The organism is bacterium (assembly GCA_035380285.1).
GTDB lineage: Bacteria > Auribacterota > Erginobacteria > Erginobacterales > DAOSXE01 > DAOSXE01.
Genome location: DAOSXE010000003.1, coordinates 26,829 through 40,551, shown reverse-complemented (window position 1 = coordinate 40,551; position 13,723 = coordinate 26,829). Strand labels below are relative to the sequence as shown.

Annotated in this window: 11 protein-coding genes, 1 pseudogene and 1 riboswitch; all 12 genes and pseudogenes read right to left on the bottom strand. The window is 61.4% G+C overall.

Translation table 11 applies throughout. From position 1 onward, the window contains the following. Positions 1-65: 65 nt before the first annotated feature. Positions 66-989, bottom strand: coding sequence for a signal recognition particle-docking protein FtsY (ftsY, locus tag PLZ73_01865; GenBank protein ID HOO76614.1), 924 nt, complete (start codon positions 987-989; stop codon positions 66-68). Then, on the bottom strand, positions 986-1,804 hold the full coding sequence (locus PLZ73_01860) for a PHP domain-containing protein (GenBank protein HOO76613.1): 819 nt from the start codon (positions 1,802-1,804) through the stop codon (positions 986-988). The genes ftsY and PLZ73_01860 overlap by 4 nt, the downstream gene beginning before the upstream one ends. Beyond that, positions 1,791-2,207 (bottom strand): transcription antitermination factor NusB, encoded by a 417-nt coding sequence (gene nusB, locus PLZ73_01855; protein ID HOO76612.1) that lies wholly within the window; start codon positions 2,205-2,207, stop codon positions 1,791-1,793. The genes PLZ73_01860 and nusB overlap by 14 nt, the downstream gene beginning before the upstream one ends. Positions 2,208-2,213: 6 nt before the next feature. Further along, positions 2,214-2,678: a 6,7-dimethyl-8-ribityllumazine synthase gene (gene ribH, locus PLZ73_01850; GenBank protein HOO76611.1), complete on the bottom strand. Its 465-nt coding sequence runs from the start codon at positions 2,676-2,678 to the stop codon at positions 2,214-2,216. Positions 2,679-2,736: 58 nt separating this feature from the next. Continuing rightward, positions 2,737-3,939 (bottom strand): bifunctional 3,4-dihydroxy-2-butanone-4-phosphate synthase/GTP cyclohydrolase II, encoded by a 1,203-nt coding sequence (locus PLZ73_01845; protein HOO76610.1) that lies wholly within the window; start codon positions 3,937-3,939, stop codon positions 2,737-2,739. A gap of 74 nt (positions 3,940-4,013) precedes the next feature. Then, a riboswitch (FMN riboswitch) is annotated at positions 4,014-4,148 on the bottom strand. Positions 4,149-4,208: 60 nt separating this feature from the next. After that, positions 4,209-7,709: a chromosome segregation protein SMC gene (smc, locus tag PLZ73_01840; GenBank protein HOO76609.1), complete on the bottom strand. Its 3,501-nt coding sequence runs from the start codon at positions 7,707-7,709 to the stop codon at positions 4,209-4,211. A gap of 75 nt (positions 7,710-7,784) precedes the next feature. Further along, positions 7,785-8,054 (bottom strand): annotated as a pseudogene (locus tag PLZ73_01835) (DUF5989 family protein). A gap of 24 nt (positions 8,055-8,078) precedes the next feature. Then, on the bottom strand, positions 8,079-8,501 hold the full coding sequence (locus PLZ73_01830) for a hypothetical protein (GenBank protein HOO76608.1): 423 nt from the start codon (positions 8,499-8,501) through the stop codon (positions 8,079-8,081). After that, the gene (locus tag PLZ73_01825) at positions 8,494-10,431 is read right to left on the bottom strand and encodes a carbamoyltransferase (GenBank protein HOO76607.1); all 1,938 of its coding nucleotides are present in this window, start codon (positions 10,429-10,431) and stop codon (positions 8,494-8,496) included. Before PLZ73_01825 ends, PLZ73_01830 begins: the two co-directional genes overlap by 8 nt. Positions 10,432-10,525: 94 nt before the next feature. Further along, the gene (locus PLZ73_01820) at positions 10,526-11,722 is read right to left on the bottom strand and encodes an electron transfer flavoprotein subunit alpha (protein ID HOO76606.1); all 1,197 of its coding nucleotides are present in this window, start codon (positions 11,720-11,722) and stop codon (positions 10,526-10,528) included. Positions 11,723-11,734: 12 nt separating this feature from the next. Continuing rightward, entirely contained in the window at positions 11,735-12,520 is a 786-nt protein-coding gene (locus PLZ73_01815; GenBank protein ID HOO76605.1) for an electron transfer flavoprotein subunit beta/FixA family protein, read from the bottom strand. A gap of 11 nt (positions 12,521-12,531) precedes the next feature. After that, the gene (locus PLZ73_01810; protein ID HOO76604.1) at positions 12,532-13,689 is read right to left on the bottom strand and encodes an acyl-CoA dehydrogenase family protein; all 1,158 of its coding nucleotides are present in this window, start codon (positions 13,687-13,689) and stop codon (positions 12,532-12,534) included. Positions 13,690-13,723: the final 34 nt, after the last annotated feature.

Sequence of the window (13,723 nt, the reverse complement as noted above, 5' to 3'; positions counted from 1 at the left end):
GCATTTCCCATCCCGAACCGTTATCCCCCGGTTCGGGGAGTTTTCCGACGCGACGGCGAGGCCCCTCAGCTCCCGACGGTTTCGGGAGCGGTCAGAAGAGCCCGGGAAAATTCCGCGGCGTCGAACCCGGCCAAATCTTCCGGCCCTTCCCCCACCCCGACCATGACGATGGGGATTTTGAACCGAGAGCCGATCGCCGCCGCTATGCCGCCGCGGGCGGTGCCGTCCAGCTTGGTGAGGACGACCCCGTCGAGCTTGACCGATTCCATGAATTTCTCCGCCTGGGCCAGTCCGTTCTGCCCCACGGTCGCGTCCACGACCAGCAGCATCTCCCGGGGGGACCCCGGAACCGCTTTCTCGATCGAGCGAACCAGCTTGCCCACTTGTCCCATCAGATCGTCCCGGGTATGGAGTCTCCCCGCCGTATCCACAATCACCCGGTCGTACCCCCGCGCCCGGGCGGCACGGCAGGCGTCGAAAGCCACCGCCGCGGGATCGGAACCGGATTCCTGACTGACGATCTCCACCCCCAGCCTCCGGGCCCAGATCTCCAACTGATCGATGGCGGCGGCGCGGAAAGTGTCCGCCGCGGCCAACAGAACCTTCTCTCCCGCCGCCTGGCAGCGGCCGGCCAATTTCGCCGCCGTCGTGGTTTTTCCCGAGCCGTTCACTCCCCAGAGGACCGTTACCCGGGGGGGAGCGGAGGCGTCGCCGGCCGCGGCCGGGACCGGGGGAAACAGGGCGGCCAACTCTTCCCGGATCATTTCGCGGATACGCCCGGGATCAAAATTTTTTTCCCGGGACGCCCGCTCCCGCACCCGGGCGACCAGCTCCAGGGAAGTTTCGACGCCGACATCCACTTGAATAAGCGCCCCCTCCCAATCCTCCCAGAATTCATCGGAAATGGTTCCGGCCCGGCGAAACCAGCGCTCCATACGGCTTCGGATCGCCCCCCTGGACTTGCCCAAGCCCGAAGCGATTCCGCTCATTTCCCGACCAGCTCCCGCAATTCGTCCAGGACCTCGTAGGGAACCACGACCTCTCCCATGAGTATCCGGCTTTTATTGGGACCGTGACAATCCGAACCCCCGGTGACGATCAGGCCATAGTACCTGGCCAGCTCGATATAGTGATTGGTTTCGAATAGACTGTGGCTCGGGTAATAGGCTTCCAGACCCTGAAGCCCCATCGAGACCATCTCGGGGATCAAATCGTCCTTGCGCAGCTGCCCCGGGTGGGCCAAGACCGCGACCCCGCCCAGCTTCCTGATGATGCCGATGGCTTCGGGAAGGCTGAATGTCAGCTTGGGCACATACACGGGCCCCTGATTTCCGATATAACGGGAAAACGCTTCCTGCACGGAAGAGACGTAACCGCTCAAGTACATGGCCCGTCCGATATGAAGCCGGCCGATCGAACCGTCGCTTACCCCGGGGAAATATTTCTCCAGCTCCAGGGTAATGCCCATCCCTTCGAGCTTGGCCAGCATCAGCTCGGCCCGCTCCCGCCGGGCCTCCTGAAAACCGGAAAGCCGCTCCAGCAGTTCCGCATCCCGGTAATCGAATAAATACCCGAGCAGATGGATTTCGAAACCGTCGCATTCGATCGAGAGTTCCATCCCCGGCACCGCTTCCAACCCGAACGCGGAACTTCTGCGAATCTCTTCGGGAACCGAGGAGACCGAATCGTGGTCGGTGATGGATATGGCGGCCAAACCCTTGTCCCGGGCCGCCGTAAGCACTTCCTCCACCGTAAAAGCGCCGTCGGAGGCGGTGGTATGCAGATGAAGATCAATCGGCTTCATCCGCCGCCTCGGCCCGCGCCTTATCGAGAACGCCGTTGATGAACCGGCTGGACTGCTCGGACCCGTACCTCTTGGCGATCTCGATCGCTTCGTTGATGGCCACCGGCGAAGGGACTTCCCGCTCGTACGTCATTTCGAAGATGGCGAGACGGAGAATGGACAGGTCGACCAGACCGATTCGGCCCAACGACCAGTTTTTAACGATCCCCCGAAGGCGGCCGTCTATCTCGTCCCGATGCTCTTCGACCCCCAGAACCAGCCGTTCCGCATACCGGCGGCTTTCCTCGTCTCTTGGAACCGATGCGAAATAATCGTCGATCGCTTTCCGGAGCTCGCCCGGGTTCACGGCGTGGCCGTACAGAATCTGGAGCGCCTGCTCGCGGGCTTGTCGCCGAGAACCCATCGCTCTTCAGGAAAGTTCCCGGTAGAGGTTCACCATTTCGATGGCGGCCTGAGCCGCGGCGAAACCTTTATTCCCGGCCTTGGAACCCGACCGTTCGATCGCCTGTTCCAGGGTATCGGGGGTGATGATCCCATAACATACCGGCACCCCGCTCTGAAGCCCGGCTTGGGCCACGCCTTTGGTTACTTCGCTGCTGATATACTCCCAATGAGGAGTGTCTCCTCTGATCACCGCCCCCAGACAGATAACGGCGTCGTAACGTTCGGAGTCGGCCATCTTTTTCGCGGCCATCGGGATTTCCCATGCCCCCGGGACCCAGGCAACCTCCACCGCTTCCTCTTCTCCGCCGTGACGGGACAGGCAGTCGAGCGCGCCGGCCAACAGTTTCGAGGTAAAAATCTCGTTGAAACGGCTGACGACGATACCGATACGGATCCCCTGCGCCGACAGCTTGCCTTCAAAAATTTTCATGGATTCCTCCCTGGTGCCAGCTTTTCCCCGGCGGCGGATCGGTCGATTCCGGCCGCCTTCAAAGTACGTGATCCATCCTGTTTTTCTTGGTTTCCAGATAACGCCGGTTGTGGGGGTTGGGATCGATCCGGATCGGAACCGTCTCGGCGATATCGAGACCGTACCCCTTGAGGCCGACCACCTTGCGGGGATTGTTGGTCAGCAGCCGGATCGACGAAAGCCCCAGATCCTTCAGTACCTGCGCCCCCAGCCCGTATTCGCGGAGGTCGGCTTCATACCCCAGTTCTTCGTTGGCCTCGATCGTATCCAGGCCCCGATCCTGCAGGCAGTAAGCTTTGATCTTGCTCTCCAGGCCGATTCCTCTGCCCTCCTGCTCCAGATAGAGAAGGACGCCCCGGCCTTCCTCGGCGATACGCCTCATGGCTTCATGCAGCTGCTGGCCGCAATCGCAGCGGCGAGAGAGAAAAATATCTCCGGTGAGGCAGCTGGAGTGGACTCTTACCAGGATATTCTCCCTGCCGTCGACATCGCCCATGACCAAAGCCAACAGGGCCCGGTTGTCCAAGGTCGACCGGTACAGTTTCAGGTCGAATTCCCCCCACGGCGTGGGCAGGCGTGTGGACGCGGTCGGATAGACCAGACGATCCCGGCGGCGGCGGTATTCGATGAGGTCCGAGATCGAGCCCATCTTGAGATCGAATTCCCGGCAGAACTCCCTGAGCTGCGGCAGACGGGCCATGCTCCCGTCGGAATTGATGATCTCGCAGATGACGGCCGCCGGACGCTGCCCGCTCAGCCGGGCCAGGTCGACCGAAGCTTCGGTATGGCCGGCGCGGACCAGAACCCCCCCTTCGCGGGCTTTAAGGGGAAAAACATGGCCGGGAGTGACTATGTCTTCCCGACCGGTCGAGGGATCGGCCAGGATCGCGATCGTCTTCGCCCGGTCGGAAGCGGAGATTCCGGTGGTGATGTCCCGGCGGGCGTCGACGGATACGGTGAAGGCGGTGCAGAAGGTATCGCGGTTATTGCTCACCATCTGCTGCAACCCGAACCGTTCCAGATCCTCGGAGAGCATGGGAACGCAGACGAGCCCCTTGCCGTGTGTGATCATGAAATTGACCGCTTCCGCCGTAACCTTCTCGGCGGACAGGACCAGGTCGCCCTCGTTCTCCCGCCGCTCGTCGTCGGTAATGACGACCATCTTCCCCCGGCGTAAATCCTCGATGATCTCTTCAGTGGAATTGAATTTTTCTTCCGGCACGGTCCCGACTTCCCTCAGCGTTTTCCCGATCCGACAAAAAACCCCGAAGCTATGCCCCGGGGCGGAAAAAAACCTCGTTCCTTCTCTCATCCGGACTTTACCGTCGGCGCCGGAATTTCACCGGCTCAATCCCCGCAGGGACTCGCGGCCTTTCACCGCCGGTCGGGAATTGCCCGATTTCCCGGGCTCACCCTGCCCCGAAGTATTTTGTAAGTATAGGAGAGTGCGGGGCGGCGACGCAAGGCCTTTCGTCGGAACCGCGACGGCGCTCAGGCTTCGGTCTTTTCCGGGCTGAACTTGACCGAAACCACCTTGGAGACGCCGGACTCCTCCATGGTGATTCCGTAGAGAACGTCGGCTTCGGCAATGGTCTGCTTGTTGTGGGTGATGATGATGAACTGGGCTTCCCCGGACCGGCTTTTGAGCAGGTGGACGAAGCGGCTGATGTTCACCCCGTCCAGGGGGGCGTCGATCTCGTCCAGCAGGTAGAAGGGGCTGGGCTGAACCTTGAACAGGGCGAAGATGAAGGCGATGGTGGTCATGGCCCGTTCTCCCCCCGAAAGCAGGTTGATGTGCTGGAGCTTTTTCCCGGGAGGTTGGGCCACGATCTCCAGACCGCTGTCGAGAATGTCCTTCTCGTTGTCCAGAACCAGGTCGGCCTTGCCCCCCTCGAAGAGCTGGCGGAAAATATCCCGGAAGGAATTGCGGACGATATCGAACGTGGCCGCCAGCCGCTCCCGGGCGGTGATGTTGATCTTGCGGATAGCTTCCTCGATATGGATCCGGGCCGATTCCAGATCTTCTTTCTGTTCCAGGAGCAGCTTGAGACGGGCGTCGAAAACTTCCTTGTCCTCCAGGGCCGCCAAGTTGATATTGGTCATCTTCGCCATTTTTTCTTTAATCGATTCCGCTTCCCCGGCCATGGCGTCCTGATCGAAATCTCCTTCCGGTACTTCCAGTGCCTCCAGCTCCACCCCGTACGCTTCCCTGATTCTCTGGGAGATATTGTTCCGGCGCAGACGCGCTTCCGCCAACCTGACCTCGACCTGGCCGACTTTCTCCTGAGCTTCCTGCAGGGACGGCCTGACGTTCTGATACTCTTTTTCCGCATCTGTGCAGCGGCGTTCCCATTCCTCCACCGACAAGCGCAGGCGTTCGATCCCGGCCGTTCCCTCCTCCAATTCCCGGCTCCGGAGTTCGATCTCCCCGGCCAGTTCGTCGTTTTCCCGTTCAAGTTCGGAGACCCGGTCCCGTCCGGCGGTTATCTGCTCTTCCCGGGATGTCAGCGCGGCCTCATGGCCGGCCAGCTCCCGCTTGAGCATTTTCAACCGGGTGGAGAGGGAATCTTCCCGTTCCCGGGACGAGGCCAGGGCTATCTTCAAGCCGGTAATGCCCCGTTCCGCCTCCCGAACCTCGGAGCCGATCCGGGCGGAAGCCGCTTCCGCATCCTTCAGCCCGCGGGCCCCGTCCTCGCTGCGGACAGGATCCTTGGTCAGCTTCGCCTCCAACTCGTTCTTTCGCCCGCTCAGACGGACCAGGTCGGATTCGATCTCCTCCACCTCCCGGCGCGCGCCGGCCAGTTCCAGGCGGACCTGCTCCAGCCCCTTTTTCAATCGGTCCGATTCCCTGCTCGCTATGGCCTGGGCCAGTTCCCCGTCGCGAAGCCGAATCGACAGGTCGCGCAGAAAGGCGTCTTTCTCCTCCCGATCCCGCTCGGCGGCGGAGCGCTCCAGCTCCGCCTGCTCGAGTGCGCCGGTCGCCGCCGCGATCTCCGCAGACAGTTCCTCGAGCATCCGGGAACGGGAATATATTCGGCCGGAAGATGACGCCGTCCCCGCCCAGATTACGGAACCGTCGGAACGCTCCACCGTACCGGGGGCGATCACCCTGAAACCGGCGGCGCCGGCGGACGGGTCGGGCACGCCCAGCACGGCCGTTTCCAACCCCTTCATGGGGCCGGAGAAACGTATGTGCCGGTAGATCTCGGCCGAAGCCGGCTCCCGTGGCTCCAGCCGGGAGCGGACCAGGAGAACGGTCCGGCCGGCTTGGGCGTCGCGCAGGAGCGTCGCGGCCGCTTCGGCGGTGGCCCGATCCTCGACCACCAGCGCCCTTTCCTTATCTCCCAACAAAGCCTCCAGCAGCGCTTCAAAACCGGAATCGACCTCGATAAAGTCGGCAAGGAGACCGACGATCCCGGCACGGGACGGGAAACGATCTTCGCCGGCGTCGAGCAGGCACTTGATCCCGTCCGCGCCTTCCCCCGGGAAAGTCTCGGAATCGCGCAGCAGCCGATCCCGGGATTCCTTGACCTTCAAGGCCAATACCTGCTCGTCGCGGCGCGCGACGGCCGCCCGGTGCGCTTCGGCGGCGGCAGACGCTGCCGCCGATGCGGTCTTCAGTTCTTCCTTCAGCCGGCGCATTTCGGCTTCCCGTTCCTCGATGACCTCCGACGCCGAGACCTGTTCCTCCTCCTGTTCCTTCCCCGCTTCTTCCAGGCGCTCGATCTGCACGGCCAGGCGGCGCTTCCTCAGAACCAGCTCCTTGCTCCCGGCCTCGACCCCGGCGTATTCGTTGTTCAACCGCGCTTCGGCGCGGGAATTTTCCAGGAGGCGGTTCCGATAGTCGGCCGCCTGGCGCTGAGCTTCGTCCAAACGCCCGACCAGGCCCCGCAGTTCGGCTTCGCGCCGTTCCAGCTCCGCCTCCTGCTCCCGGTTGGCGGCGGCGAGTTTTCCCAGTTCGCCCTCGAGAGCGACCGCGGTTTTCCTCCCCTCTTCCAGATCCCGCGCCGTCTTCTCCTTTTCCCCGATCAGGCGCTGGACGTGGTTCTGGATATCTCCGATCTGACGCCGGTTCAGCTCCCGGCGATGGCCGGCTTTGTCGATTTCGGCGCGGCCGGTTATCTGGGCGGATCGAGCCTGGTGAAACGCGTCCTCCTCCTTCTTCAGATCCCGGCGCAGCCGGCTCAATTTTTCTTCGAGTTCGGTCGCCCGGTCCTGAAGTCCGCGGTAGGAGGATTCCAGGCCTTCCCGCTCGGCCCCGGACTCCTGCTCCACCCGCCGGATTTCCTCCAACTTGAGCAGACCGAGCGCGATCTCCAGCTCCCGGAGCCGTTCCCGGTGTTTCCGGTACTGTTCGGCCTGGCGGGTCTGCCGTTCCGCCACCGCCAGCTGACGTTTGACTTCCCGGATGATGTCGTCGATCCGCAGCAGGTTGTTCTGGGTGTGTTCGAGTTTGCGCAGAGCCTCTTCTCGCTTTTTACGGTACTTGCTGATCCCGGCGGCTTCTTCCAGGAGGAATCTCCGTTCTTCCGGACGGGAACGCAGCACCTGGTCGATCCGGCCTTGGCCGACCAGGCTGTACGACCGGTTGCCCAGGCCGGTCCCCAGCACCAGCTCGTTGATATCGCGCAGACGGCAGGGCTTGCGGTTGATGAAATACTGTCCCTCCCCCGATCTGAAGACGCGGCGGGTCAGCGTCACCTCGGAAAAATCGAGAGGAAGAGTCCCGTCGGCGTTGTCGAACGTCAGCGATACTTCGGCCATTCCCACCGCCTGCCGGGCGGTGGTGCCGTTAAAGATGACGTCCTCCATCTTATAGCCGCGCAGTTGCTTGGCGCTCTGTTCCCCCAAAACCCAGCTGATGGCATCGACGACGTTGGTCTTGCCGCAGCCGTTGGGTCCGACGATGGCGGTAACGCCGGGAGGGATTACGAGTTCGGTCTTTTCGGCGAACGACTTGAATCCGTTGAACTCGATCTTCTTCAGATACATGGGCGCATCCTCCGCCGCCGCGGGGCGGCGGGATGCGGGCGGGCCGTCTTCATCTGCGTGCCGGAGTTCACCGGCCTAGAACAGGGTGTAGATGAACGGCGACACGGCCGGATTGGAGGTCAGGATCACCAGCGCGCCCAATAGGAAAAGGAGCAGGCCGGATATCCACCAGAAGAGCATTTCCCGGTCTTAAAAGAGCGTGTAGATGAAGGGGGAAACCACCGGATTGGTGGTGGCGAGAACCAGGATTCCCAGTAGCAGGAGCATGATGATGATCGGCAGAAGCCACCATTTCTTCCGCTCCATCATGAAATCCCAAAATTCTTTGAGCAGAGACACTTTCATGAGCCGTTCCGTTGGTTTGAAGTATTAAAACTGCTTTTCGTAACGAGCGGGTTCGAATTCGGCGTCCGCGCCGGCCCGCTGAATCCAGTAGGAAGACGCGGCGGGATCGTATTTACGGTGCATGGGGTCTTTCCCGAAGGCCTTGCGCAGGAGACCCACCCCGGTGAATCCGATGTAGAAGACGACGGCCAGGATCAGGGAGGTGATGATGAAGGCGATGCACCTGGTGAAGTAGCTCCAGGCGCAGTAGACGGGTTTCAAGGATTCGGGGTGGATCAGCCCCCAGAGGAACACCGCGACCGCGGCCAGGTAGATCCAGAAAACGGTCGGCCAGAAATCCAGCTTGAAAATCCACAACAACGTGCCCAGCAGGACCAGCGCCGCCGGAACCGTTCGGGAAAAAAGCCGGATGTCCTTTATCTCCTTGGAAAAATCGAAATCAATCAAGGGTAAACTCCTTCATCCAGTCGAATTCTTCTTTCCATTCCTTCTGCTGCCGCTTGTCGAGCAGGTAGTTGCCCAGCAGCAGGTAGTCCATCTTCGTCCGCATGAAGCAGCGGAAGGCTTCTTCCGGGGTGCAGACGATCGGCTCTCCCCGGACATTGAACGAGGTATTGACGATTACGGGGCAGCCGTATTTCTCGTCGAATGTTTTGATCATATCGTAATACAGCGGATTGCCTCCGTCGCGGTCGACCGTCTGCAGCCGGGCGGAATAATTGACGTGAGTGATGGCGGGAACGTCGGAACGGGGATGGTGGATGATATTCCGGAATTTCAGGTAGTCCGTGTTTTCCAGGAGACGCTCCACCTTGGCCGCCTCTTTATGCCGGTTGACCTCCTTGAGGTCCACGATTTCCTTGCGCAGGACGGCTTTTTCCTCTTCCAGTTTCTGCTCGGCCTCGGCTTCGGTCGGCATGGGCAAACGCCGTTCTTCCCTGACATCGGTGATCAGAAGCATATAGGGACTGGCGTAATCGGTCTCGAAGTACTCGGCGACCTTCTCGCGGAGAACCGCCGGGGCGAACGGACGGAATGACTCCCGGAACTTGATCTTCAGATTCATGATCGACTGCATCTCTCCGGAACGGGCGTCTCCGAGAATGCTCCGGGCGCCCAGAGCCCGGGGACCGAACTCCATGCGCCCCTGAAACCAGCCGATGACGTTCTGCTGGGCGATCAGGTCCGCTATCTTTTCGGGGATTTCCTCGGTGGGAACGTATTCGTAGTCGGCGTTGATCCCGTCCAGGTAGCTCTTGACCTCGTCCGGGCCGAACTCGGGCCCTAGATAGGAGCCCTGCTGGAAGTCCCTGCCCTCGACGACCTTGCGTTCGTTCCCCAGGTATTGATACCAGACCAGCAGAGCGGCTCCCAAAGCCCCGCCGGCATCGCCCGCCGCGGGTTGAATCCAGATGTCCTTGAAGGGGCCTTCCCGGAGAATCCGGCCGTTGGCGGTGCAGTTCAAAGCCACGCCGCCGGCCATGCAGAGATTATCCATTCCGGTACGCTCGTGGATGTTTTTGACCATCTTCAGCATGATTTCTTCGGTGACTTCCTGGATCGAGGCCGCGCAGTCCATGTAGTGCTGATCGATATAATCCTCGGACCGCCGGGGAGGAGCGCCGAAAAGATCGTGAAAGGCGGCGTTGGTCATCCGGTTGCCGACCATGTAATCGAAATAATCGAGGTTAAGCCGGAACGAGCCGTCCGGTTTGATGTCGACCATCTTCTCCTTGATCAAGGGTGCGAACCGCGGACGACCGTAGGGGGCCAGCCCCATCAGCTTGTACTCGCCGGAATTGACCTTGAAACCGCAGTAGTAGGTAAACGCGGCATAGAGCAGCCCCAGGGAGTGGGGGAAATCGATCTCCGCCATCAGGGTCAGGCGGTTGTCCTTGCCCACCCCGAAACTGGTGGTCGCCCATTCCCCCACTCCGTCGATGGTGAGAAAAGCGGCTTCGCGGAAGGGGGAAGGATAAAAACAGGCGGCGCCATGGGATTCGTGGTGTTCGGGGAAGAGTATCTTACCGCCATAGTCGAGTTCCTGGTGGAGGGTATCCTTGATGTGGAGTTTCTGCTTCAGCCAGAGCGGAATCGCCTGATAAAACGACTTGAAGCCCCGGGGAGCAAAAGCCATGTACGTGTCGAGGATCCTTTCGAATTTGAGCAGGGGTTTGTCGTAAAAGGCTACGTAAGAAAGGTCGTTGATGGAAATTCCCGCCTGCTTCAGGCAGTATTCGATGGCGTTGCGGGGAAAATTAAAATCCTGTTTCTTGCGGGTGAACCGCTCCTCCTGGGCCGCGGCGACGATCTTCCCGTCCTGAATCAAAGCGGCGGCGGAATCGTGGTAGTAGGCCGAAATTCCGAGAATGTACATGTTTTTCTGTTCCTGCTTACAGGTTGACGATTGAAACCTTACCCCATAAATAGGCATGGTTTATACCATCGCCCCCGGAATCGAACAAGAAAAATCAGCCGTTGCGGCGGCTCTTGAGCGCCCGGATCAGGGCGGGAACGACCTCGAAAAGATCTCCCACGATTCCGAAGTCGGCGACCTGGAAGATAGGAGCGTGCGGATCCTTGTTGATGGCCACGATCGTGTCCGAGGACTGCATGCCCACCAGGTGCTGGATCGCTCCCGAAATCCCGCAGGCGATGTAAACCTTGGCCTGGACGGTTTTCCCGGTCTGGCCCACCTGATGCGCGTACGAAATCCACTCGGCGTCGACGGCCGACCGGGAGGCGCCCACGGCGCCGCCCAGAAGATCGGCCAGTTCCCTGAGCATTCCGAAGTTTTCGGGCCCTTTCAGGCCCCTCCCCCCCGAAACGATGATATCGGCTTCGGCGATGTTGACCGCGGTTTCGAACTCCTCCACCACTTCCAGGACCGAGGTGCGGGCGGAGGTTTCCCCCTCCTGCGGCATAACCCTGACGATTTCGCCGGAACGTCCGGGGTCCGCTTCGGCTTCCTTCATGACTTTATGACGGACGGTCGCCATCTGGGGCCGGTAGTCCTCGCAGAGAATGGTGGCCATGATATTGCCCCCGAAAGCCGGGCGGGTCTGGAGAAGATTGCCGGATTCGGGGTCTATTTCCAAACCGGTGCAATCGGCCGTCAGCCCGGTCCCGACCTCGGCGGCCACCCGGGGGATCAAAGCGCGGCCGATGGCGGTCGCGCCGGTTAAAACGATCTCCGGGCGGTGCTCCCGGATCAATCGGCAGATGATCCGGGCATACGCCTCGTCGACGAAACGCTCCAGCGAGGGATCTTCGACCAGGTAGACTCTTCCCGCTCCCCGGGAGATCAATTCCGCGGCCGCCGTCTCCAGATCGCTGCCGATAAGAACCGCGGCCAGATCGACTCCCCGAGCTTGGGCCAGACGCATGCCCGCGCCCAGAAGCTCGAACGTCACGGACTGAACCTTCCCCCCCTTCTGTTCGGCCACGATCCACACCCCGCGGTAATCGCCCAGATCCCGCCGGGGAGCCCCGCGCTCCGGAAGAGCGAGCGCCTTTACCGGGCAGACCTCGATGCAGGCGCCGCAGAGCGTGCAGGCGTCTTCGTCGACCACCGCCAGACGGTCCGCCATCGACAGGGCGCCGAAGGGGCAGGCGCCGACGCACTTGCCGCAGCCGATACAGGTATCTTTATCTATCAGCAGGCTCATTCCATGCTCCTTTCAGATCACCCCCGCCTTCTCCAGCTCTTCGACCAAGCCGGAGACGGCTTCGGCGGCATCGCCGGTGAACAACCTGCCGGCGCCGCGGGGAGGGGGAGAAAAGATCCTTACCACCCGGGTCGGGCTCCCATCCAACCCGATCCGCTCCGGCAGCGCGGCGATATCTTCGGCCGTCCAATGCGGAATTTCCTGTTTCTTCGCCTTCAACTTCCCCTTCAGGGACGGCAGCCGCGGTTCGTTGATCTCTTTAACCACCGTGAGCAGTATCGGGATATCGCCCTCTACCACCTCATATCCCTCCTCGGTCATCCTCTGCACCCGGATCCGGCCTTCGGAAACCTCCTCGACCCGGCGGACATAGGTGACCTGGGGGATATCCAAACAGGCCGCGATCTGGGGGCCGACCTGGGCGGTGTCTCCGTCGATCGCCTGCTTGCCGCAGATGATGCAGTCGACATCCCCCAGTTTCCGTATCCCCCGGGCCAGGGTATACCCCGTGGCCCAGGTATCGGAGCCGGCGAAAGCCCGGTCGCAGAGGAGAACCGCTTCGTCCGCCCCCAACGCCAGCGTTTCCCGCAGGGCGGCTTCGGCCTGGGGCGGACCCATGCTGATCACGGTGACTTTTCCCCCGAAGCGTTCCTTCAGCCTGACTCCTTCCTCCAGGGCGTAGAGGTCGAAGGGGTTGATGATGCTCTCCACCCCTTCCCTGATCAGGGTGTTGGTTTCGGGGTTGATCCGGACTTCGGTGGTGTCCGGTACCTGTTTGATGCAGACGACGATGTTCATTGACCCGTTCTCTACTTGCGGCTGGCGCTCTCTTTGATCAATTGGGCGGCGATGACGTTGCGCTGAATCTGGTTGGTGCCTTCGTAAATCTGGGTGATCTTGGCGTCGCGCATCATTTTTTCGGCGGGATATTCCTTCATGTAGCCGTAGCCCCCCAGCACCTGAACCGCGTCGGTCGTGACCTTCATGGCGGTGTCGGAAGCGAAGAGCTTGGCCATGGCCGAGACCTTGGAAATGTCCTTGTCGCCGGCGTCGATCGCCTTCGCCACGCTGTAGACCAGGGCCCGGGCCGCTTCCACCTGGGTCGCCATATCGGCCAGTATCCACTGCAGGCCCTGAAAAGCTATGATCGGTTTGTCGAATTGCTGGCGCTGGCGGGCGTATTCGACCGCCTCATCCAAGGCGCCGGCGGCGATCCCCAGGGCTTGAGCCGCGACTCCGGGCCGGGACTGATCGAGCGTCTTCATGGCGACGATGAAACCCATCCCCGCCCGCCCCAGCAGGTTGCGTTTGGGGACGCGGCAGTCTTCGAAAATCAGCTCCGTCGTCGAAGAACCGCGGATGCCCATCTTATTCTCGTCTTTCCCCACCGAGAAGCCGGGAGTCCCTTTCTCGACGATGAAGGCGCTGGCGCCGCGGCTGCCCTTGGCGCGGTCGGTTATGGCGATGACGGTAAAAATATCGGCCACTCCGCCGTTGGTTATGAAGCACTTGGTCCCGTTGATGACGTATTCGTCGCCGTCCGCGACCGCGGTGGTTCGGGTGGCGCCGGCGTCGCTCCCCGATTCGGGTTCGGTGAGGGCGAACGCCGCCAATTTTTCGCCGGAGGCGAGCGCGGGCAGGTACTGCTCCTTCTGCTCCTTGCTCCCGAACAAAAGGAGGGGAAACGTCCCCAGAGCGGTGGCGGCCAGACCCAGGGAGAGACCGCCGCAGACGCGACTGAGTTCTTCCACCGCCAGGCTCAGTTCCAAGACCCCGCCGCCGAGACCGCCGTATTCCTCGGGGATATAGATCCCGAAAAGATCGGATTCCCGGTACGCCTTGATCACGTCCCAGGAAAACTCGCCTTTTTCATCCATCTCCGCCCGAAGAGGCTTGAGCCGCTCCTCGGCCACCTGCCGGGCGAGATCCTTGATCATCTGCTGTTCTTCCGTAAGAAAATAATCCATCGCTGCCCCCTTCCCTGCCGCAACTGAAACCCCG

Coding starts and splice junctions, on each gene's coding strand:
- ftsY (HOO76614.1), bottom strand. CDS start 989: ATGAGCGGAATCGCTTCGGGCTTGGGCAAGTCCAGGGGGGCGATCCGA.
- PLZ73_01860 (HOO76613.1), bottom strand. CDS start 1,804: ATGAAGCCGATTGATCTTCATCTGCATACCACCGCCTCCGACGGCGCT.
- nusB (HOO76612.1), bottom strand. CDS start 2,207: ATGGGTTCTCGGCGACAAGCCCGCGAGCAGGCGCTCCAGATTCTGTAC.
- ribH (HOO76611.1), bottom strand. CDS start 2,678: ATGAAAATTTTTGAAGGCAAGCTGTCGGCGCAGGGGATCCGTATCGGT.
- smc (HOO76609.1), bottom strand. CDS start 7,709: ATGTATCTGAAGAAGATCGAGTTCAACGGATTCAAGTCGTTCGCCGAA.
- PLZ73_01825 (HOO76607.1), bottom strand. CDS start 10,431: ATGTACATTCTCGGAATTTCGGCCTACTACCACGATTCCGCCGCCGCT.
- PLZ73_01820 (HOO76606.1), bottom strand. CDS start 11,722: ATGAGCCTGCTGATAGATAAAGATACCTGTATCGGCTGCGGCAAGTGC.
- PLZ73_01815 (HOO76605.1), bottom strand. CDS start 12,520: ATGAACATCGTCGTCTGCATCAAACAGGTACCGGACACCACCGAAGTC.
- PLZ73_01810 (HOO76604.1), bottom strand. CDS start 13,689: ATGGATTATTTTCTTACGGAAGAACAGCAGATGATCAAGGATCTCGCC.